17 protein-coding genes are annotated in these 17,415 nt (G+C 62.0%); 8 read left to right on the forward strand and 9 right to left on the reverse strand.

Annotated elements, in window-relative coordinates; translation table 11 throughout:
• Positions 1-3: 3 nt before the first annotated feature.
• Positions 4-1,440, reverse strand: a complete 1,437-nt coding sequence (locus tag QNH97_RS24560) for a cytochrome ubiquinol oxidase subunit I (protein ID WP_283554294.1) — start codon at positions 1,438-1,440, stop codon at positions 4-6.
• A gap of 508 nt (positions 1,441-1,948) precedes the next feature.
• On the opposite strand from QNH97_RS24560, the gene QNH97_RS24565 reads away from it, so the two are divergent.
• Positions 1,949-3,187 carry an MFS transporter gene (locus tag QNH97_RS24565; RefSeq protein ID WP_283557546.1) on the forward strand — a complete coding sequence of 413 codons (1,239 nt, stop codon included), beginning with the start codon at positions 1,949-1,951 and terminating at the stop codon, positions 3,185-3,187.
• Here QNH97_RS24565 and QNH97_RS24570 read toward each other — a convergent pair.
• The 3 genes from QNH97_RS24570 to QNH97_RS24580 are packed head-to-tail and all read right to left on the reverse strand — an operon-like array spanning position 3,184 to position 6,904.
• The gene (locus tag QNH97_RS24570; protein ID WP_283554295.1) at positions 3,184-5,385 is read right to left on the reverse strand and encodes a xanthine dehydrogenase family protein molybdopterin-binding subunit; all 2,202 of its coding nucleotides are present in this window, start codon (positions 5,383-5,385) and stop codon (positions 3,184-3,186) included. The two genes, QNH97_RS24565 and QNH97_RS24570, sit on opposite strands and share 4 nt — an antisense overlap.
• On the reverse strand, positions 5,385-6,386 hold the full coding sequence (locus tag QNH97_RS24575; RefSeq protein WP_283554296.1) for an FAD binding domain-containing protein: 1,002 nt from the start codon (positions 6,384-6,386) through the stop codon (positions 5,385-5,387). The genes QNH97_RS24570 and QNH97_RS24575 overlap by 1 nt, the downstream gene beginning before the upstream one ends.
• Complete coding sequence (locus QNH97_RS24580) at positions 6,383-6,904, reverse strand: (2Fe-2S)-binding protein (RefSeq protein WP_283554297.1); 522 nt, start codon at positions 6,902-6,904, stop codon at positions 6,383-6,385. The genes QNH97_RS24575 and QNH97_RS24580 overlap by 4 nt, the downstream gene beginning before the upstream one ends.
• A gap of 203 nt (positions 6,905-7,107) precedes the next feature.
• Here QNH97_RS24580 and QNH97_RS24585 point away from each other — a divergent pair, with 203 nt between their 5' ends.
• Together QNH97_RS24585 and QNH97_RS24590 are read left to right on the forward strand one after the other, a co-directional pair.
• Entirely contained in the window at positions 7,108-7,386 is a 279-nt protein-coding gene (locus QNH97_RS24585; RefSeq protein WP_123343954.1) for a type II toxin-antitoxin system RelE/ParE family toxin, read from the forward strand.
• Positions 7,387-7,400: 14 nt separating this feature from the next.
• Positions 7,401-7,688, forward strand: a complete 288-nt coding sequence (locus QNH97_RS24590) for a HigA family addiction module antitoxin (RefSeq protein ID WP_123343886.1) — start codon at positions 7,401-7,403, stop codon at positions 7,686-7,688.
• Between the two features lie 5 nt (positions 7,689-7,693).
• On the opposite strand, the gene QNH97_RS24595 is transcribed toward QNH97_RS24590, so the two are convergent.
• Together QNH97_RS24595 and QNH97_RS24600 are read right to left on the reverse strand one after the other, a co-directional pair.
• Complete coding sequence (locus tag QNH97_RS24595; protein ID WP_283554298.1) at positions 7,694-8,260, reverse strand: DJ-1 family glyoxalase III; 567 nt, start codon at positions 8,258-8,260, stop codon at positions 7,694-7,696.
• 78 nt (positions 8,261-8,338) lie between these two features.
• Complete coding sequence (locus tag QNH97_RS24600; RefSeq protein ID WP_283554299.1) at positions 8,339-8,794, reverse strand: DUF4879 domain-containing protein; 456 nt, start codon at positions 8,792-8,794, stop codon at positions 8,339-8,341.
• Between the two features lie 205 nt (positions 8,795-8,999).
• Between QNH97_RS24600 and QNH97_RS24605 the strand changes: the two genes are divergently transcribed.
• From QNH97_RS24605 to QNH97_RS24620, 4 genes are all read left to right on the forward strand, one after another.
• On the forward strand, positions 9,000-10,295 hold the full coding sequence (locus QNH97_RS24605) for an NCS2 family permease (RefSeq protein ID WP_283554300.1): 1,296 nt from the start codon (positions 9,000-9,002) through the stop codon (positions 10,293-10,295).
• Positions 10,292-11,371 (forward strand): tRNA (uridine(54)-C5)-methyltransferase TrmA, encoded by a 1,080-nt coding sequence (trmA, locus tag QNH97_RS24610; RefSeq protein WP_283554301.1) that lies wholly within the window; start codon positions 10,292-10,294, stop codon positions 11,369-11,371. The genes QNH97_RS24605 and trmA overlap by 4 nt, the downstream gene beginning before the upstream one ends.
• A 272-nt stretch (positions 11,372-11,643) precedes the next feature.
• Complete coding sequence (gene aroQ / locus QNH97_RS24615; RefSeq protein ID WP_265030657.1) at positions 11,644-12,084, forward strand: type II 3-dehydroquinate dehydratase; 441 nt, start codon at positions 11,644-11,646, stop codon at positions 12,082-12,084.
• A 5-nt stretch (positions 12,085-12,089) separates the two neighbouring features.
• Positions 12,090-12,941, forward strand: coding sequence for a shikimate dehydrogenase (locus QNH97_RS24620; protein WP_502944448.1), 852 nt, complete (start codon positions 12,090-12,092; stop codon positions 12,939-12,941).
• A gap of 123 nt (positions 12,942-13,064) precedes the next feature.
• On the opposite strand, the gene QNH97_RS24625 is transcribed toward QNH97_RS24620, so the two are convergent.
• From QNH97_RS24625 to QNH97_RS24635, 3 genes are all read right to left on the reverse strand, one after another.
• Positions 13,065-13,742, reverse strand: coding sequence for a TetR/AcrR family transcriptional regulator (locus QNH97_RS24625; RefSeq protein ID WP_283554303.1), 678 nt, complete (start codon positions 13,740-13,742; stop codon positions 13,065-13,067).
• Between the two features lie 103 nt (positions 13,743-13,845).
• Complete coding sequence (gene quiC / locus QNH97_RS24630; RefSeq protein ID WP_283554304.1) at positions 13,846-15,747, reverse strand: 3-dehydroshikimate dehydratase QuiC; 1,902 nt, start codon at positions 15,745-15,747, stop codon at positions 13,846-13,848.
• A 123-nt stretch (positions 15,748-15,870) separates the two neighbouring features.
• On the reverse strand, positions 15,871-16,026 hold the full coding sequence (locus QNH97_RS24635) for a hypothetical protein (protein ID WP_283554305.1): 156 nt from the start codon (positions 16,024-16,026) through the stop codon (positions 15,871-15,873).
• Positions 16,027-16,029: 3 nt separating this feature from the next.
• Here QNH97_RS24635 and QNH97_RS24640 point away from each other — a divergent pair, with 3 nt between their 5' ends.
• Complete coding sequence (locus tag QNH97_RS24640; RefSeq protein WP_283554306.1) at positions 16,030-17,367, forward strand: MFS transporter; 1,338 nt, start codon at positions 16,030-16,032, stop codon at positions 17,365-17,367.
• Positions 17,368-17,415: the final 48 nt, after the last annotated feature.

The following is a 17,415-nucleotide window of genomic DNA, read 5'->3' on the forward strand; positions in this document are numbered from 1 at the left end:
GACTCAATTCCCCTTGTTCGAGCGGTCAGTTGTGTCCACGTCTTCGCCGTCATCGGCGGCCGACAATGGTCGGGCCGGCGTCCGTTTCTGGCCGGGACCACCATCGCTCGGTTCGGCTTCGTGGGCCTCCGGTCCCTTGCGCACCAGGCGCATCATGTAGCTCAAGCCAGCCCCGAACAGCGCGAAATACACCACCACGAACAGCACCAGGGTGATGCTCATTTGCGCAAAACTGTGACCGGACGAAGCATCGGCCGTGCGCATCAAGCCGTAGACCACCCAGGGCTGGCGACCGATTTCAGTGGTGAACCAGCCGGCCAGGATCGCGATCAGCCCGGACGGCCCCATCCACAACACCATGTGGAGGAACGGTCGGGATTGGTAGATTCGATCCTTGCGGCGCAGCCACAGGCTGCAAAGGCCGGTGAAGATCATCAGCAGCCCGAGGCCGACCATGACCCGGAACGACCAGAACACGATGGTTGAATTGGGTCGATCCTCAGGTGGAAACTCCTTGAGGGCAGGCACCTGATCGGTCAACGAGTGGGTCAGGATCAGACTGCCCAGGTAGGGAATCTCTACCGCGAACTTGGTCCGTTCCTCCTTCATGTCCGGCCAGCCAAACAGAATCAGTGGGGTCGGTTCGTTGCCGACGTTCTCCCAGTGACCTTCGATGGCCGCGATCTTCGCCGGCTGATGCTTGAGGGTATTGAGCCCATGGAAGTCGCCGATGACCGCCTGTATCGGCGCCACCAGCAACGCCATCCACATCGCCATCGACAGCATGCGGCGGATGGCCGGGGTATCGCGACCGCGCAGCAGATGCCAGGCCGCCGACGAACCCACGAAGAACGCCGTGGCGACAAATGCTGCCGTGGACATGTGCAGCAGGCGATAGGGGAACGAGGGATTGAACACCACCGCCAGCCAATCCACCGGAATCACCCGGCCATCAATGATTTCGTAGCCCTGGGGGGTCTGCATCCAGCTGTTGGAGGACAGGATCCAGAAGGTCGAAATCAGCGTACCAATCGCCACCATCACCGTGGAAAAGAAGTGCAGGCCACGGCCGACGCGGTTCCAGCCGAACAGCATCACGCCCAGGAAACCCGCCTCGAGGAAGAAGGCCGTGAGCACTTCGTAGGTCAGCAGCGGCCCGGTCACCGCACCGGCGAAGTCCGAGAAGCGGCTCCAGTTGGTGCCGAACTGATAGGCCATGACCAAGCCGGACACCACGCCCATGCCGAAGTTGACGGCAAAGATCTTCGACCAAAAGTGGTACAGGTCGCGGTAGGTGTCATCGCGGGTCTTGAGCCACAAGCCCTCGAGTACCGCCAGGTAACTCGCCAGGCCAATGGTGATGGCCGGGAACAGGATGTGGAACGAGATCGTGAATGCAAACTGGATTCGGGCGAGATCGAGCGCCTCCAAACCGAACATAAGTCTTCCTCTGTCAGGTAAAACCGGCTGCGGGCGGGGCCTGCATCACAGCCTCCAGGGATATGGAGTGCGATGCTTTTCAAATCGTTCTTTTTTTAAAACCGTCACAACGCAGGACTCTGGCCGGATGGCCCCCCAGCCCAACACCCCGGTAGGTATTGACCTGGATCAAGCAATGATCAAAGAGTAGACGCATTATTGCCGATGAACGGCGTGGTCTTTTGTCGCGTGACAGGTTGTCTCAGGTCGATCAATAACGTTCAGGAGTACGCAGTACCCGTGGCGAGGGAGCTTGCTCCCGCTCGGTTGCGCAGCGACCGCAAAATCCTGGGGCCGCTTCGCAGCCCAGCGGGAGCAAGCTCCCTCGCCACAGGTGTCCGCGATGTCCCTGACCTGAACAGTCCACAGGCGAAAGTAGATGCTTGGCTAACTATTTTTTCCAGCAGGCGTAACTTCCAGTTACAGCTCGGTGATAATCTCGATGCCTTCCTCACCGGCCCCGTCCCAGATGCCCAGCCAAGCGCCGCTGCTGCTCCGTCACCATCGTCCCTTCATCGCCTTCTGGCTGGCTCGGATATTCACCGCCAGCGGCTTCCAGATGCTGACCGTGGCCATCGGCTGGAACCTCTATCAACTGACCGGCAACGTCTTGGACCTGGGCCTTGTGGGGTTGGTGGAGTTTGCCCCGCGCGTACTGTTCATGCTCCATACCGGGCACGTGGCCGACCGCTATGACCGGCGCAAGGTCGCGGCGATCTGCCAATCATTGCAGGCGATGATTGCCCTGGCGCTGGTCATTGGCAGTGCCACCGACAATGTCACCCGGGAAATGATCTTCATCCTCGCTTTCCTGCTGGGGGCCGCCCGCTCCTTCGAAATGCCCACCACCCAGGCCCTGCTGCCCAGCATCGTGCCCGCTGCGCTGTTTCCCCGGGCCGTGGCCGCCGCCCAGTCGGCCCAGCAGTCCGCCACCATCGTCGCCCCCGCCCTCGGCGGCTTGCTCTACGCCTTCGGCAGCGTCTGGGTCTATGGGCCGACGGTGCTGCTCTACATCATCGCCTGCTGCCTGATGCTCAACCTGCCCGCCCGGCAGACACCGCTGAACAAAGGCAAGGCGACACTGGACTCATTGCTGGCCGGGATTCGCTTCATTCGCAGCCGCCCGGACATTCTCGGGGCGATTTCCCTGGACCTGTTCGCCGTGCTGTTGGGCGGCGCGACAGCGTTGCTGCCGGTGTTCGCCAAGGATATTTTGCTCACCGGCCCCTGGGGCCTGGGCCTGTTGCGCTCGGCGCCGGCGGTCGGGGCCTTGCTGATGTCGCTGTGGCTGGCGCGATTTGCCGTGGAGCGCAAGGTGGGACGGGTGATGTTCACCGCCGTGGGGGTGTTCGGCGTCGCCACCATTGCGTTCGGTCTCTCCACCTCGTTCTGGTTCTCCCTGGCGGTGCTGGTGGTGCTGGGGGCGGCTGACATGATCAGCATGGTCATCCGCGCCTCTTTCGTGCAGTTGGAAACCCCGGATGAAATGCGCGGCCGGGTCAGCGCGGTGAACGGGCTGTTCATCGGCGCCTCGAACCAGCTGGGCGAATTCGAGTCCGGCCTCACCGCCCACTGGTTCGGCACCGTGCCGGCGGTGGTCATGGGCGGCGTCGGCACGCTGCTGGTGACCGGGGCCTGGATCAAACTGTTCCCGACCCTGGCCAACCGCGACCGGATGCACGAACCGGCTGAAGAGGCGAAAGCCTAGAGCAACTTATCCAGGGTAATGGGGAAGTCCCGCACCCGTTTGCCGGTGGCATGGTAAATCGCATTGGCCACCGCCGCCGCCACGCCGACGATACCGGTTTCACCGACGCCCTTGGACCCAAGGGCGTTAACGATCTCGTCATGTTCCTCGACGAAAACCACGTCGATCTCGCCAATGTCGGCATTCACCGGCAGGTGATACTCCGCCAGGCTGTGATTCATGTGGCGGCCCAGCGCATGGTCGGTCAGGGTTTCTTCGTGCAGGGCCATGCCAACGCCCCAGACCACGCCACCGAGAATCTGACTGCGCGCGGTTTTCGGGTTGACCACCCGCCCAGCCGCAATGGCGCTGACCACGCGATTGACCTTCACCGTACCCAAGTCTTCATCCACCCACACTTCGACGAATACCGCCGAGTGGGTAGCGGTGGCGTAGGCCTGGCGTTTTGCGTCCGGTTCAGCGGTAACCTGGGCCTGCAACGGCGCCTCGGCGCTTTTTTGCGCCAACTCGGCCAAGGTGACGCTCGCCTCGCCCAACCGCAACTGGCCATCCACAAACGTCACTTGATCAAGGGTCGCACCGCTGAAGGCCGGGCAAGCCTGGCGGGCCACGGCCAGTAGTTTTTCCTTCAGCGCTTCACAGGCCTGCTGCACGGCAGTGCCTACGGACGAGACGGTGAACGAACCACCTTGCAGCGGTGCGGTAGGCAGTGACGAATCCCCCAGGACAAAGGTGACGTCTTGCAGGGAAACGCCTGACGCCTCAGCGGCGATCTGGGTCATGACCGTGTAGGTGCCGGTGCCGATATCAGTGGTGGCGCTGCTGACGGTCAGCTTGCCGTCGGAATCCAGCGACGCTTTGGCGCTGGCCTTCTGTTGCATGGCCTCCCACACACCACCGGCCATGCCCCAACCCACCAATTGCCGGCCTTCACGCATGCTGCGTGGCTCCGGGTTCCGCTTGTCCCAGCCGAAACGTTGAGCCCCCTGGGCGTAACATTCATGCAGCTCCTTGCTGGAATACGGCTTGCCCTCGTTCTCGTTGCGCTCGGCGTAGTTGATCAACCGCAGCTGGACCGGATCGATCGCCAGGGCACAAGCCAGTTCATCCATGGCGCACTCCAGGCCGATCAGTCCGAGGGCGGCGCCGGGCGCGCGCATGTCCAGCGGTGTATAGACGTCCAACGGCACCAACTTATAGGTCAACGCCACGTTGTCGCAGTGATAGAGCATGCCGCTCCACTCCACCACATGCTCGGTGAAATCTTCGAAGCGCGAGGTCTGGCCGACGGCGCTGTGGGAGATGGCCAGCAACCGCCCATTGGCCGCCGCGCCCAATTGCACGCGCTGGAGAGTGCGCGGGCGATAGCCGAAGGTAAACATTTGCTGGCGCGTCAGGCTGACCCGCACGGAGCGCTTGAGGGCCAGCGCTGCCATCACCGCCAAGGGCAGTTGATACTGGGGCCGCAGCCCGGAACCGAAGGCACCGCCAACAAACGCGGCCAACACGCGCACCTGTTCTTTTTCCAGCCCGAATACTTTTTGCACATAGGCCTGGCAGTTTTGCGTGCCTTGGGTCTTGTCGTGGATGTGCAGGCTGCCATCGGCTTGATACAGCACGGTGGAGGCATGCGGCTCCATCGGGTTGTGATGCTCGATCGGCGTGCTGTAGGACACATCCACGCTGAGCGCCGCACTGGCGTACTCGCCCTGAAAATTCCCACGGGGCTTGGGCAGTTCGGCAGGTGCGGGATGGGCTTCGTTTTGCAGGATTGCCAGATCGGTCTGATGGTCCTGGACTTCATATTCGATTTCCACCAGCGAACCGGCATAGCGGGCCAGTTCGAGGTTTTCCGCCACCACCACGGCCAGGGGCTGGCCGCTGTAGAGGACCTGGTCGTTGTACAGCGGACGGAAGGGTGAACCGTCGGCGGCGTCGGCGTCCTGGTAGGGCTCATCGTAGCTGGCGATGCGAGGCCGGTTGGTATGGTCGATCACCGCGACCACGCCGGGCAGCGCCAGGGCCCGGGAAGCATCGATGCGCAGCACTCGACCGCGGGCGATGGCGCCCGACACGACGCTGCCATGCAGCAAGCCGTCCTCGGGGTACTCACCGGCATAACGGGCATGGCCCGTCACCTTGAGCAGGCCATCGACCCGATCGAGTGACTGTCCTATGGATTTGCTCGAAGCGTTCATCAGGCTTGTCCTCCCTGCGGTGCGGTACCCAACGCGGCATCGCTCAAGGCGCGGACAATCGCCCGGCGCGCCAGTTTGACCTTGAAGCCGTTGTGCTCCAGGGGCTCGGCGTTTTGCAGCAGCGCATCGGCGGCGGCGGTGAAGGTTTCGCGGCTGACGGTCTGGCCGTTCAGCCAGCTCTCCACGGCGCGGTCGCGCCAGGGTTTGTGGGCGACGCCGCCCAAGGCCAGGCGCGCCTGGCGAATCACCGGTCCGTCCAACTCCAGCGCCGCCGCCACCGACACCAGCGCAAAGGCGTAGGAGGCGCGGTCACGAATCTTCAGGTAGTGGCTATGTTCGGCGAAACCGGGCGCCGGTAGCTCAATGGCGGTGATCAGCTCATCGTCGGCCAGTTGGTTATCCCGCTCCGGGGCATCGCCGGGCAGGCGATGAAAGTCGGCGAACTCGATGGTCCGCGCCCCGCCCCTGCCCAGGACATGGACCACTGCTTCCAGCGCGGCCAGGGCCACGCACATGTCGGAGGGATGGGTGGCGACACATTGGTCGCTGGCGCCGAAAATCGCGTGGATCCGGTTCAAGCCGTCCCGGGCCGGGCAACCGCTGCCGGGGCGGCGTTTGTTGCACGGTACGTTGGCGTCATAGAAGTAATAGCAGCGGGTGCGTTGCAACAGGTTGCCGCCGGTACTGGCCATGTTGCGCAACTGCGGCGAAGCGCCGGCCAGGATCGCCTGGGACAACAGCGGGTAACGCCGCTCGATCCATGGGTGCCAGGCCAGGTCGGCATTGCTCACCAAGGCACCGATCATCACCCCGCCGGAAGGGGTTTCGCTGAGGTCCGCCAGGGGCAGCCCGGTGATGTCGATCAGATGCTCGGGGCGGGTGAGGTTTTCTTTCATCAAGTCCAGCAGGTTGGTGCCGCCGGCGATGAAGCGCGAAGCCGGACTCGACAGAGCGATGGCCGCCTGCACAGTGTCGGGCTTGCTGTATTGGAAGGGATTCATTGATCACCTCCCTGCTGGCAAAGTGGCAAGGCTTCTTCGATGGCATCGCGAATGTTGGTGTAGGCGCCGCAGCGGCACAGGTTGCCACTCATCAACTCGCTGATCTGCCCACTGGTCTGAGCCCGGCCCTCGTTGGCCAGCCCCACCGCCGAACATATCTGCCCCGGCGTGCAATAACCGCACTGGAACGCGTCGTGCTTGATGAACGCCTGCTGCATGGGATGCAGCTGGTCGCCGCTGGCCAGGCCTTCAACAGTGGTCAGTTCGGCGCCGTCACACATGACGGCCAGCGTCAGACAGGCGTTGATCCGCTTGCCGTCGCGCAACACCGTGCAGGCGCCGCACTGGCCGTGGTCGCAGCCTTTCTTGCTGCCCACCAAGTCCAGTTGCTCGCGCAGCAGGTCCAGCAGCGTGGTCCAGGGCAGCACCTGCAACTCACGCGCCTGGCCATTGAGTGTCAGACGAATCGGATGACGGACGAAGGACGCCTGCGTCGCTTCGGACAGGGTCGCGCTCATGGAACACCTCACGGTTGGTCGTACTCGCGGCGTTTTGGAAAACCGCCGTCATAAGGGGTACGACTTCAGGGTGGGGGTGAGCGTTCAAGGCAATTTCGAAGCACTGGAAAAGCCTTGTAAACCGCAGGATGCACAGATTCGCCGGGCATGTGCGGTATATAAATACCGCACCGAGTGTAATGTATCGCCTTACACTCTATTCCATGATTAAATCCTTCCAGCACAAAGGCCTCAGGATCTTTTATGAAACGGGTTCAACCCGTGGCATCCGGGCTGACCATGAGAAACGCCTGGCCCGTATGCTCCAGTTCATGGACAGGGCCCAGGTCCCAAACGACTTGGATATCCCCGGCTGGCGACTGCACCCGCTCAGGGGTGAATGGCGTGAATACTGGTCACTGAGCGTTTCAGGAAACTGGCGAATCATTTTTCGCTTCATCGGGTCCGACATCGAACTGGTCGATTATCTGGACTACCACTGACAGGAGGCTGGAAAATGCCCATGCACAATCCGCCACACCCTGGCCAAACACTGCTGATGGATGTGTTGCCCGAGTTGGGCATCACGGTCACAGAACTGGCGCGACACCTCGGTTTCGCACGGCCTCACCTCTCTCGGGTATTACATGGCCATGCGCCTGTCAGTCCCGATCTGGCCGTACGCCTGGAACGCGCCGGGATCGGCAAGGCCAGGGTCTGGCTGGGCGTCCAGACGGACTATGACTTGTGGCAAGCGGAACAGCGCGAACAGCCCTTGATCAAACCCTTTCCACTGCACGCTTGACCCCGTCAGGCCAGCAACTCCGCCGCCACCACGCCCCGCACGCCCTTGCCACAGAGTTGCTCCACCAGCGTCAAGGCGAACGCCAGGGCAGCGGCCGAGCCTTGGGCGGTGATGCAGTTGCCGTCCACCACCACCGGCTGGTCGACGAAGCTGCAACCGGACAGCTGTTGGCTCACTGCGGGCAAGCAGGTCATGCGGCGTTGGCGCAGTACGCCAAACGCCTGTAGCGCCAGGGCCGGGGCTTCGGCAATGGCGGCGAAGAAACGTCCGGTGGCGGCCTGGTCCTTGATCAGTTGTTGCAGCGGCTGGTGAGCCGCCAGGTGTTGAGCGCCGATGATGCCGCCGGGCAACACGATCAGGTCGAAATCCTGCACGAGCATGTCCACCAACATGCCATCGGCGGTCAGGCGCGTACCACGGGCACACGTGAACATCCTTCGTCCTTCGATGCTCGCCACGACCACTTCGATCTGCGCTCGACGCAGCACGTCGATCAGGGTCACGGTCTGCAGGTCATCGACACCTTCGGCGACCGTAATCAGGGCTCGAGGCAGCTTGGTTCCAGGCATCATGGGCGCGCTCTCCGCTGGGGTGGTTCCTCAAGCCTAGTCAGGATTGCCGGACCGCGTTCAGCTTGTCATACCGACAGGTCATTTAATGTACAGCTGGGCCGACATCCGATTACCCGGTGCATTGATCGACAGGTTGCTGAAGCTGAAGGTGCCTGCCTGCTTGCCCTTCAGATCGAAGATGTACAAATAGCCGACGATCTTGGTCGTGGCTGAACAGTCATTGAGATTGCCATTGTTGTATGCACACACCGGCGAGCGGGTGCCATCGACCTCGAAACCGTCCAGCGTGACTTGGGGCTGACGGCCGTAGCCAACCTCCAGCACATAGACTTTGATATTCGGCCCACTGTGATCGCAACGGGTCTGTTCCTGCCCTGGCGCGATATCCTCGAAACCACAGGCCGGCGATTCGACCTTGAGCACCTTGACCTCGCTCAAAGGCGGCGCCGACGCGGCATTGACGGCCTGCCCGGGCAACCACAAGCCCAGTGCGCAGCCCACTGCCGCCAGCCGTTTTTTATTCATGCGATACATAAAGACCTCCCCGGAACCGCGCGCAGTATGGCCCAGTTGGCGCGTTGGCAAAACATCGGCGACGATCGCAGCCACAACGCTACGCTGCTGGTATGATGCGCGGCTTTTTCCGACCCACAGAAAATTCCCGGGCGCCGCTGGCGACCTGTGCTTTGCTGTTGAGGTCGATACATTCACGGCGCCCGACGCGCCACGGGGAGCAGACATGCTGGAAAGGCTGTTTCAACTCAAGGCACACAACACCAACGTGCGGACCGAGATCCTGGCGGGCGTCACGACCTTCCTGGCCATGGCCTACATCCTGTTCGTCAACCCGAGCATCCTCGGCGAAACGGGCATGGACAAGGGCGCGGTGTTTGTCGCCACCTGCCTGGCGGCGGCCATTGGCTCGACGGTCATGGGCCTGATCGCCAACTACCCGATCGCCCTCGCGCCGGGCATGGGCCTGAACGCCTTCTTCACCTACACCGTGGTCCTGCACATGGGCCACACCTGGCAAGTGGCGCTGGGCGCGGTGTTCATTTCCGCCGTGCTGTTTTTCCTGCTGTCGATCTTTCGCATCCGCGAGTGGATCATCAACAGCATCCCGCTGCCCTTGCGTTCGGCCATCGCGGCCGGTATCGGCCTGTTCCTGGCGCTGATCGCCCTCAATAACGCCGGCATCGTGGTGAAGAACCCGGCGACCCTGGTCGGCCTCGGCGACTTGAAGCAACCGGCACCGATCCTCGCGACCCTCGGCTTCGTCCTGATCGTCGGCCTCGAAGCGCTGAAAGTGCGCGGGGCGGTGCTGATCGGCATCCTGGCGGTCACCCTTGCTTCGATCCTGATGGGCTTCACGCCGTTCGGCGGTGTGGTGTCCATGCCGCCCTCCCTGGCCCCGACCTTCCTGCAACTGGACATCAAGGGCGCCCTGGACATTGGCCTGGTGAGTGTCATCTTCGCCTTCCTGTTCGTCGACCTATTCGACAACTCCGGCACCTTGATCGGCGTCGCCAAGCGCGCTGGCCTGATGGGCAAGGACGGCCACATGCCGAAGATGGGCCGTGCGCTGATCGCCGACAGTACTGCCGCCATGGCCGGTTCGCTGCTGGGCACCTCCACCACCACCAGCTACATCGAATCGGCAGCGGGCGTCAGCGCCGGCGGCCGCACCGGCCTGACCGCCATCGTCGTGGCGATCCTGTTCCTGCTGGCGCTGTTCTTCTCGCCACTGGCCGCTAGCGTACCGCCGTTCGCCACCGCGCCGGCCTTGTTGTTCGTCGCCGTGCTGATGACCTCGGGCCTGGCGGAAATCGACTGGGACGACATCACCGTCGCCGCCCCGGTGGTGGTGACCGCCCTGGCCATGCCCTTCACTTATTCCATCGCCAACGGCATCGCCTTCGGTTTCATCGCCTGGACCGCCATCAAACTGGTGTCTGGCCGTGGCCGTGAGCTGAACCCGGCGCTGGTCATCCTGTCGATTCTGTTCGTGATCAAGTTGGGTTGGTTCAACGCATGACTTTTGATTCCCAAGCCTACGCCGCGCAGCTGCAGGACAAGGTCACCCGCTTGCGTGACCTGCTGGCCCCGTTCGATGCACCAGAACCTGCGGTGTTTGACTCACCGCTGGAGCATTTCCGCCTGCGGGCCGAATTCCGCCTGTGGCGCGAGGCCGGCGAACGGCATTACGCGATGTTCTCCCAGGACGACAAGCGCACGCCGATCCTCATCGAGGAGTTTCCCATTGCCAGCCTGCGCATCAATCAGCTGATGCCGCAACTCAAGGCCGCATGGCAGGCCAGCGCGCCCCTGAGCCACAAGCTGTTCCAGGTGGAGTTCCTGACCACCTTGGCCGGCGACGCGATGATCACCCTGTGCTATCACCGTCCGCTGGATGAGCACTGGCACGCAGCGGCCTCGAAGTTGGCGACTGACCTGGGTGTCAGCATCATCGGTCGTTCCAAGGGCAAACGGGAAGTGATCGGCCATGACTACGTGGTGGAGAAACTCGACGTCGGCGGCCGCACGTTCAGCTATCGCCAACCCGAAGGCGCCTTCACCCAGCCCAACGGCACGGTTAACCAGAAGATGCTCAACTGGGCCTACGAGGCATTGGGCGATCGCAGCGACGATCTGCTGGAGTTGTATTGCGGCAACGGCAACTTCACCCTGCCCCTGGCCACCCGTGTGCGCAAAGTATTGGCCACCGAAATCAGCAAGACCTCGGTGAACGCCGCGCTGAGCAACCTCAGCGAGAATGCGGTGGATAACGTGACGCTGGTGCGCCTGTCCGCTGAAGAGCTGACCGAAGCCCTGAACGAAGTCCGTCCGTTCCGGCGCCTGCATGGCGTCGATCTGAAAAGCTATGAGTTCGGCAGCGTCTTCGTCGACCCGCCCCGCGCCGGCATGGACCCGGACACCTGCGAGCTGACCCGGCGTTTCGAGAACATCCTCTACATCTCGTGCAACCCGGAAACCCTCGCCGCCAACATCGCGCAACTGCACGACACCCACCGCATCACCCGCTGTGCAATGTTTGATCAATTTCCCTGGACCCATCATATGGAATCCGGGGTGTTGCTGACTCGGCGGTAAGCACAGTCCCCCCCGTGGCGAGGGAGCTTGCTCCCGCTGGGCTGCGCAGCAGCCCCAAGCTTTTTGCGGTTGCTGCGCAACCGAGCGGGAGCAAGCTCCCTCGCCACAGTTTCCGTCTCCAAATTACCGACCTCTGAGGACCATGTTCGATCATCGAACACTTAATGGCCAATGACGGCGGCTTTATTTGACCAAATTAACCATCTAGTACAATTTATCTCCACCGGCCGAAACCTGGCCGACGCCAACAATAAAAATGTGGAGAAATTGCGATGCCTCCGATCGTTCTGGTGCTTAACGGCCCGAACCTGAACCTGCTCGGCACACGCGAGCCGGCGACCTATGGCCACGAAACCCTGGCTGACATCTCCACACTGTGCGGTCGCGCCGCTGAAGAGTTCGGCCTGGCGGTGGAATTTCGCCAGACCAACCAGGAAGGCGAATTGCTCGATTGGGTACATGGCGCCCGAGGCCGATGTGCCGGTATCGTCATCAACCCGGCGGCCTGGACCCACACCTCGGTGGCAATCCGCGACGCCCTGGTGGCCAGCGAAGTCCCGGTGATCGAAGTTCACTTGTCCAACGTCCACGCCCGGGAAACCTTCCGCCACCACTCCTTCGTCTCCTCCGTCGCCATCGGCGTGATGTGCGGGTTTGGCAGCCATGGTTATCGCCTGGCCCTGGAACATTTCAGTCAGCGGTTGAAGGGTTGATGAGCATGTCGAATATCACTGTGCTGGCCGGCCTGATCGGCGCGGGCATCCAGGCGTCGCGCACGCCGGCGCTGCATGAGCGTGAAGGCGATGCCCAAGGCATGCGTTACCTCTATCGTCTGATCGACCTCGATGCGCTGAAACTCGACAGCGGCGCCCTGCCCGATTTGCTCAAGGCCGCCGAACGCATGAACTTCACCGGCCTGAACATCACCTTCCCCTGCAAGCAGGCGATCATCCCATTGTTGGACGAGCTGTCACCCGAGGCCCGAGGCATCGGCGCGGTGAATACCGTGGTGCTCAAGAATGGCAAACGCATCGGCCACAACACCGACTGCCTGGGGTTCGCCGAAGGTTTTCGCCGCGGCCTGGGGGATGTGGCGCGCCGACGCGTGGTGCAGATGGGCGCCGGTGGCGCAGGCGCGGCGGTTGCCCACGCCCTCTTGGCAGAAGGCGTACAGACGCTGAGTATTTTTGACGTCGAAGTCAGCCGTGCCGAGGCCTTGGCCAACAACCTGAACCAACACTTCGGCGCCGGCCGTGCCCGGGCCGGACATGACCTGCCCACCGCCATGACCGAGGCGGACGGCCTGGTGAACACCACGCCCATGGGCATGACAAAGCTGCCAGGCATGCCAGTACCGGCCGAGTTGTTGCGGGGCGAATTGTGGGTCGCAGAGATCGTCTACTTCCCACTGGAAACCGAACTGCTGCGCCATGCGCGCGCGCTGGGCTGCCGTACGCTGGACGGCGGCAATATGGCGGTGTTCCAGGCGGTGAAGGCGTTCGAACTGTTCAGTGGCGTCGTGCCGGATGCGCCGCGGATGCTGGAGCATTTCCAGGATATGAATCACTGAAGAACCTGTGGGAGCGAGCTTGCTCGCGATGACGGTGTGTCAGTCGCAATCGGTGTTGGCTATCGACCGCTATCGCGAGCAAGCTCGCTCCCACACAAGCCCGCTCCCACATTCGGTTCGGTGTCAGGGCTGCAGGTAGCGCAGCACCGACTCACAGATCATCTCCCGATGCCGCTGCTTGATCGCTTCGTCCGACAAATCGATCTGAAAGATCTCACCGAACGTGTTGCGGTTGGACACCCGGTAAAAACAGAACGAATTGATCAGCAGATGCACATCCAGCGGTTCGAGGCCGGCGCGGAACACGCCCTCTTCGGCGCCTCGACGCAGGATCACGCCCAGGGAGTCGAGGATGGTGTTGGTCATCGCCTTGATTGCGCCTGACTGCTTCACGTATTCGGCGTTATGGATGTTCTCGATGCAGACGATGCGCACGAAATCCACATTGCGATCGTGGTGGTCGAAGGTGAACTCCACCAGCCGCCGAATCGCATCGACCGGGGCCAGTTCCGCCAAGTGCAGGCGGCTCTCGGTGTTGCGGATATCACCGTAGAGTTTTTCCAGCACCTCGACGTACAACTGCTCCTTGCTGCCGAAGTAGTAATAAATCATGCGTTTGGAGGTGTGGATGCGTTCGGCGATGGCATCGACCCGGGCGCCGGACAGGCCCTGCTGGACGAACTCGACGATAGCTTCCTGAAGAATGTTCTCCCGGGTTTTCTCCGGGTTGTTCTTGCGACTCTTGCGCGGCGCGGCGACAGGTTCGTCGAGGGCTGCGGAAAGCTCTGGATTCATAGTCATTGCGGGGCTCACGGCCATCACTGCACAGGTGGGCGATTATGGGCCGCACCGTGCAGTGAAGGAAACCACGGCGTTGCCCTTTACCGCAGCGTTTACGATTTCCCTACAACTTGGCGTGCCGCACACCACCGCTGCGGGACTTGGCCATGGCCGCCAGCCGCACCGCGACGTTGGCCGCGCCGTACCCGGCGTAACCGTTCTTGCGCTGAATAATTTCAAAGAAAAACCGCCCTTCGAACGGCTCGGTGTAAACGTGAAACAACTCGCCGCCCTGGGCGTCACGGTCGTACAGCACGTTGAAATACGCCAACTCGCTGAGGAACTCATCGTCAAAATCGAAACGCGCCGCCAAGTCGTCGTAATAGTTGAGCGGAATGTCCAGCAACGGCACGCCAGCCTCTTTGGCGCGACTGACCTGGGCGAAGATGTCATCGCAATCGAAAGCGATGTGATGCACGCCGGAGCCGCGATAACTCGACAGTGCGTGTGAGATCGCGGTGTTGCGGTTCTCGGAAATGTTCAGCGGCAGCCGGATCGAACTGCAACGGCTGCGCAAGGCCCGGCTTTTGACCAGACCATAGGGGTCGGGCAACACCACTTCGTCGTCGGCTTCGAAATCCAGCAGGCTCTTGTAGAACAGCACCCAACTGTCGAGGCTGTCGGCCGGCAGCGCCATCGCCATGTGGTCGATGCGCTTGAGGCCGGCGCCAATGACTGCACCGGGTTGCAGGTTAAAATCGGTGCCATAGACGTCGGCCTCCTGATCCACCAGGTAGATCAGGCTACCGTCCGGCGCGCGCACCGCCGCCAGCTCCAGTTCGTTGGGCCCGACCAAGCCACGATAGGGCTGGCCCTTGTAGGCCACGGCCCGCTCCAGGGCGCTGGCGCTGTCCTTGACCCGCACGGCGGTGGCGCACAGCGACGGCCCATGGGCTTCGAAAAAGCTGTGGGCAAAAGAATACGGCTCACAGTTGAGGATCAGATTGATATCGCCCTGGCGCAGCAGGCTCACGTTCTTGGAGCGATGCTGGCCGGCCTTGACGAATCCCAGCCGTTCCAGCCAATGGGACAGCTTGGCGCCGAGGTTATCGTCCACGGCGAACTCGAGGAACTCGATGCCGTTGTATTCACTGGCCGGCGGCGTGGCGAAGAGAATATCGGCATGGCTGACGGGCGTGGCGTCTTCAGCCAGGCGCTGACGGGTCTTCTCCTCCAGGTACAGCAACGAGCGCAGGCCGTCGGCGGCATTGGCCCGTGGCGGCGCGGCGCGAAAGCCGTCGTTGAAGATTTCCAGCGACAGCGGCCCGGTGTAGCCGCTCTTGATGATCGGTGCTAAAAAACCCGGCAAATCGAACTCGCCCTGGCCCGGGAAACACCGAAAATGCCGGCTCCACTCCAAGACGTCCATCGCCAGGACCGGCGCATCGGCCATTTGCACGAAAAAAATCTTCTCGCCCGGGATCTCGGCAATCGCACTCGGATCCCCCTTGAGGGACAAGGTGTGGAAGCTGTCGAGCAACACCCCGAGGCTGGGGTGATCGGCCTGGCGCACGATGTTCCAGACCTGTTGATAAGTATTCACGTGCCGGCCCCAGGCCAACGCCTCGTAGCCAATGCGCAAGCCCCGCGCACCGGCCCGTTCGGCCAATAGGCGCAGGTCATCGATCAGGATCTGTTCGTCGCCGACGCTGTCGGCCGAAGCATTGCTGCACACCAGCACCAGGTCGGTGCCCAGCTCCTGCATCAGATCGAACTTGCGCTCGGCCCGTTCCAGGTTGCGCGCCAGGCGATCGCGGCGGCAACCTTCGAAGTCACGAAACGGCTGGAACAAGGTGATTGCAATGCCCAGGTCGGCGCACATCTGCCTGATTTCCCGAGGGCTGCCATCGTAATAGAGAAGATCGTTCTCGAAGATTTCCACCCCATCGAAACCGGCGGCGGCAATGGCCTCGAGTTTTTCCGGCAGGGTACCGCTCAAGGATACGGTGGCAATGGAACGCTGCATGACGTCGGCTCCCGGTACAGGCATCGGCTACAGAAGGTGCGCCGCTTTTGAAAATACGTTTAAAAGAATGAGCCGATTATTGAGCTGCCAATTTCTTTGAGCAATTTAATATGTACCATTCGGTTAGTTTTTTGGGCGATTATCGAACAAAATGCCGATTGCTGAATTGACGATTTTTTGCTCACTGCGCACCATCGCTCCCACCTTGACGCAGGCCCTGGCCGCCAGCAAAGACTGAAAGACCCAGACCAACCATAAGAATTTCAAAAACGGGTACATGCTATGATTCCTTCCCAAAGTTCCCGCCTGGCCCCTGGCCTGGGTGCCTCGACCGGCGGCATCGGCGACAAGATCCGCGGCGCCATGGCCGTAGGCAAAACCCGCTGGGGCATGCTCGCCCTGGTGTTTTTCGCCACCACGCTGAACTACATCGACCGTGCCGCCCTGGGCGTGATGCAGCCGATCCTCGCCAAGGAGATGAGCTGGACGGCGATGGATTATGCCAACATCAATTTCTGGTTCCAGGTCGGCTATGCGATCGGCTTTGTGCTGCAGGGTCGGCTGATCGACCGGGTCGGCGTCAAGCGCGTGTTCTTCTGCGCCGTGCTGCTCTGGAGCCTCGCGACCGGTGCCCATGGCCTGGCCACTTCGGCGCTGGGGTTCATGGTCTGCCGCTTCATCCTCGGCCTGACCGAAGCTGCCAACTATCCAGCCTGTGTGAAGACCACACGGCTGTGGTTCCCGGCCGGTGAACGGGCCGTGGCCACCGGCATTTTCAACGCCGGGACCAACGTCGGCGCGATGTTCACCCCGATGCTCTTGCCACTGGTCCTGCACGTGTGGGGCTGGCAGGCTGCGTTCCTGTGCATGGCCGCGCTGGGCGGGATCTGGCTGCTGTTCTGGGGCCTGAAATACTTCAACCCGGAAGACCATCCCAGCGTCAAACAATCGGAACTTGACTACATCCAGGCCCAGGAAGAACCCGACCAGGTCCGCGTGCCCTTCTCCCGCATCCTGCGCATGCGCGGCACATGGGCCTTCGCCTTGGCCTACTCGATCACCGCACCGGTGTTCTGGTTCTACCTTTACTGGCTGCCGCCGTTCCTGAACCAGCAATACAACCTGGGCATCAACGTGACCCAAATGGGCATCCCGCTGATCATCATCTACCTCACCGCCGACTTCGGCAGCGTGGGCGGCGGGATCCTGTCTTCGTTCCTGATCGGCCGCGGCCTCGATCCGATCAAGGCGCGCCTGGTGTCCATGCTGCTGTTCGCCTGCTGCATCATCGGCGTGATCATGGCCGCCGGTTCCAGCAGCCTGTGGATGGCGGTGTTTGCCATTTCCCTGGCCATCGGCGCGCACCAGGCCTGGACCGCCAACATCTGGAGCCTGGTGATGGATTACACGCCTAAGTACATGATGAGCACGGTGTTCGGCTTCGGTGGCATGTGCGCGGCCGTCGGCGGGATGTTCATGACCCAACTGGTGGGCCACATCCTTACGATCACCAACAACAACTACACCGTGTTGTTCACCTTGATCCCGGCGATGTATTTCATAGCCTTGACCTGGCTGTACTTCATGGCGCCGCGCAAGGTGCCGACGCTGGAAAACTGATACGGCTGGAAATGACCCGTGGCGAGGGAGCTTGCTCCCGCTCGATTG

The organism is Pseudomonas sp. G2-4 (assembly GCF_030064125.1).
Taxonomy (GTDB): Bacteria; Pseudomonadota; Gammaproteobacteria; order Pseudomonadales; family Pseudomonadaceae; genus Aquipseudomonas.

What these genes read in the sequence shown, in the direction of transcription:
- QNH97_RS24590 (WP_123343886.1), top strand. Translation starts at nt 7,401, where the DNA reads ATGCCCATGCACAATCCGCCACACCCTGGCCAAACACTGCTGATGGAT.
- quiC (WP_283554304.1), bottom strand. Translation starts at nt 15,747, where the DNA reads ATGCAGCGTTCCATTGCCACCGTATCCTTGAGCGGTACCCTGCCGGAA.
- aroQ (WP_265030657.1), top strand. Translation starts at nt 11,644, where the DNA reads ATGCCTCCGATCGTTCTGGTGCTTAACGGCCCGAACCTGAACCTGCTC.
- QNH97_RS24585 (WP_123343954.1), top strand. Translation starts at nt 7,108, where the DNA reads ATGATTAAATCCTTCCAGCACAAAGGCCTCAGGATCTTTTATGAAACG.
- QNH97_RS24635 (WP_283554305.1), bottom strand. Translation starts at nt 16,026, where the DNA reads ATGTACCCGTTTTTGAAATTCTTATGGTTGGTCTGGGTCTTTCAGTCT.
- QNH97_RS24605 (WP_283554300.1), top strand. Translation starts at nt 9,000, where the DNA reads ATGCTGGAAAGGCTGTTTCAACTCAAGGCACACAACACCAACGTGCGG.
- QNH97_RS24575 (WP_283554296.1), bottom strand. Translation starts at nt 6,386, where the DNA reads ATGAATCCCTTCCAATACAGCAAGCCCGACACTGTGCAGGCGGCCATC.
- QNH97_RS24560 (WP_283554294.1), bottom strand. Translation starts at nt 1,440, where the DNA reads ATGTTCGGTTTGGAGGCGCTCGATCTCGCCCGAATCCAGTTTGCATTC.
- QNH97_RS24565 (WP_283557546.1), top strand. Translation starts at nt 1,949, where the DNA reads ATGCCCAGCCAAGCGCCGCTGCTGCTCCGTCACCATCGTCCCTTCATC.
- QNH97_RS24570 (WP_283554295.1), bottom strand. Translation starts at nt 5,385, where the DNA reads ATGAACGCTTCGAGCAAATCCATAGGACAGTCACTCGATCGGGTCGAT.
- QNH97_RS24600 (WP_283554299.1), bottom strand. Translation starts at nt 8,794, where the DNA reads ATGTATCGCATGAATAAAAAACGGCTGGCGGCAGTGGGCTGCGCACTG.
- QNH97_RS24620 (WP_502944448.1), top strand. Translation starts at nt 12,090, where the DNA reads ATGTCGAATATCACTGTGCTGGCCGGCCTGATCGGCGCGGGCATCCAG.
- QNH97_RS24625 (WP_283554303.1), bottom strand. Translation starts at nt 13,742, where the DNA reads ATGACTATGAATCCAGAGCTTTCCGCAGCCCTCGACGAACCTGTCGCC.
- QNH97_RS24640 (WP_283554306.1), top strand. Translation starts at nt 16,030, where the DNA reads ATGATTCCTTCCCAAAGTTCCCGCCTGGCCCCTGGCCTGGGTGCCTCG.
- trmA (WP_283554301.1), top strand. Translation starts at nt 10,292, where the DNA reads ATGACTTTTGATTCCCAAGCCTACGCCGCGCAGCTGCAGGACAAGGTC.
- QNH97_RS24580 (WP_283554297.1), bottom strand. Translation starts at nt 6,904, where the DNA reads ATGAGCGCGACCCTGTCCGAAGCGACGCAGGCGTCCTTCGTCCGTCAT.
- QNH97_RS24595 (WP_283554298.1), bottom strand. Translation starts at nt 8,260, where the DNA reads ATGATGCCTGGAACCAAGCTGCCTCGAGCCCTGATTACGGTCGCCGAA.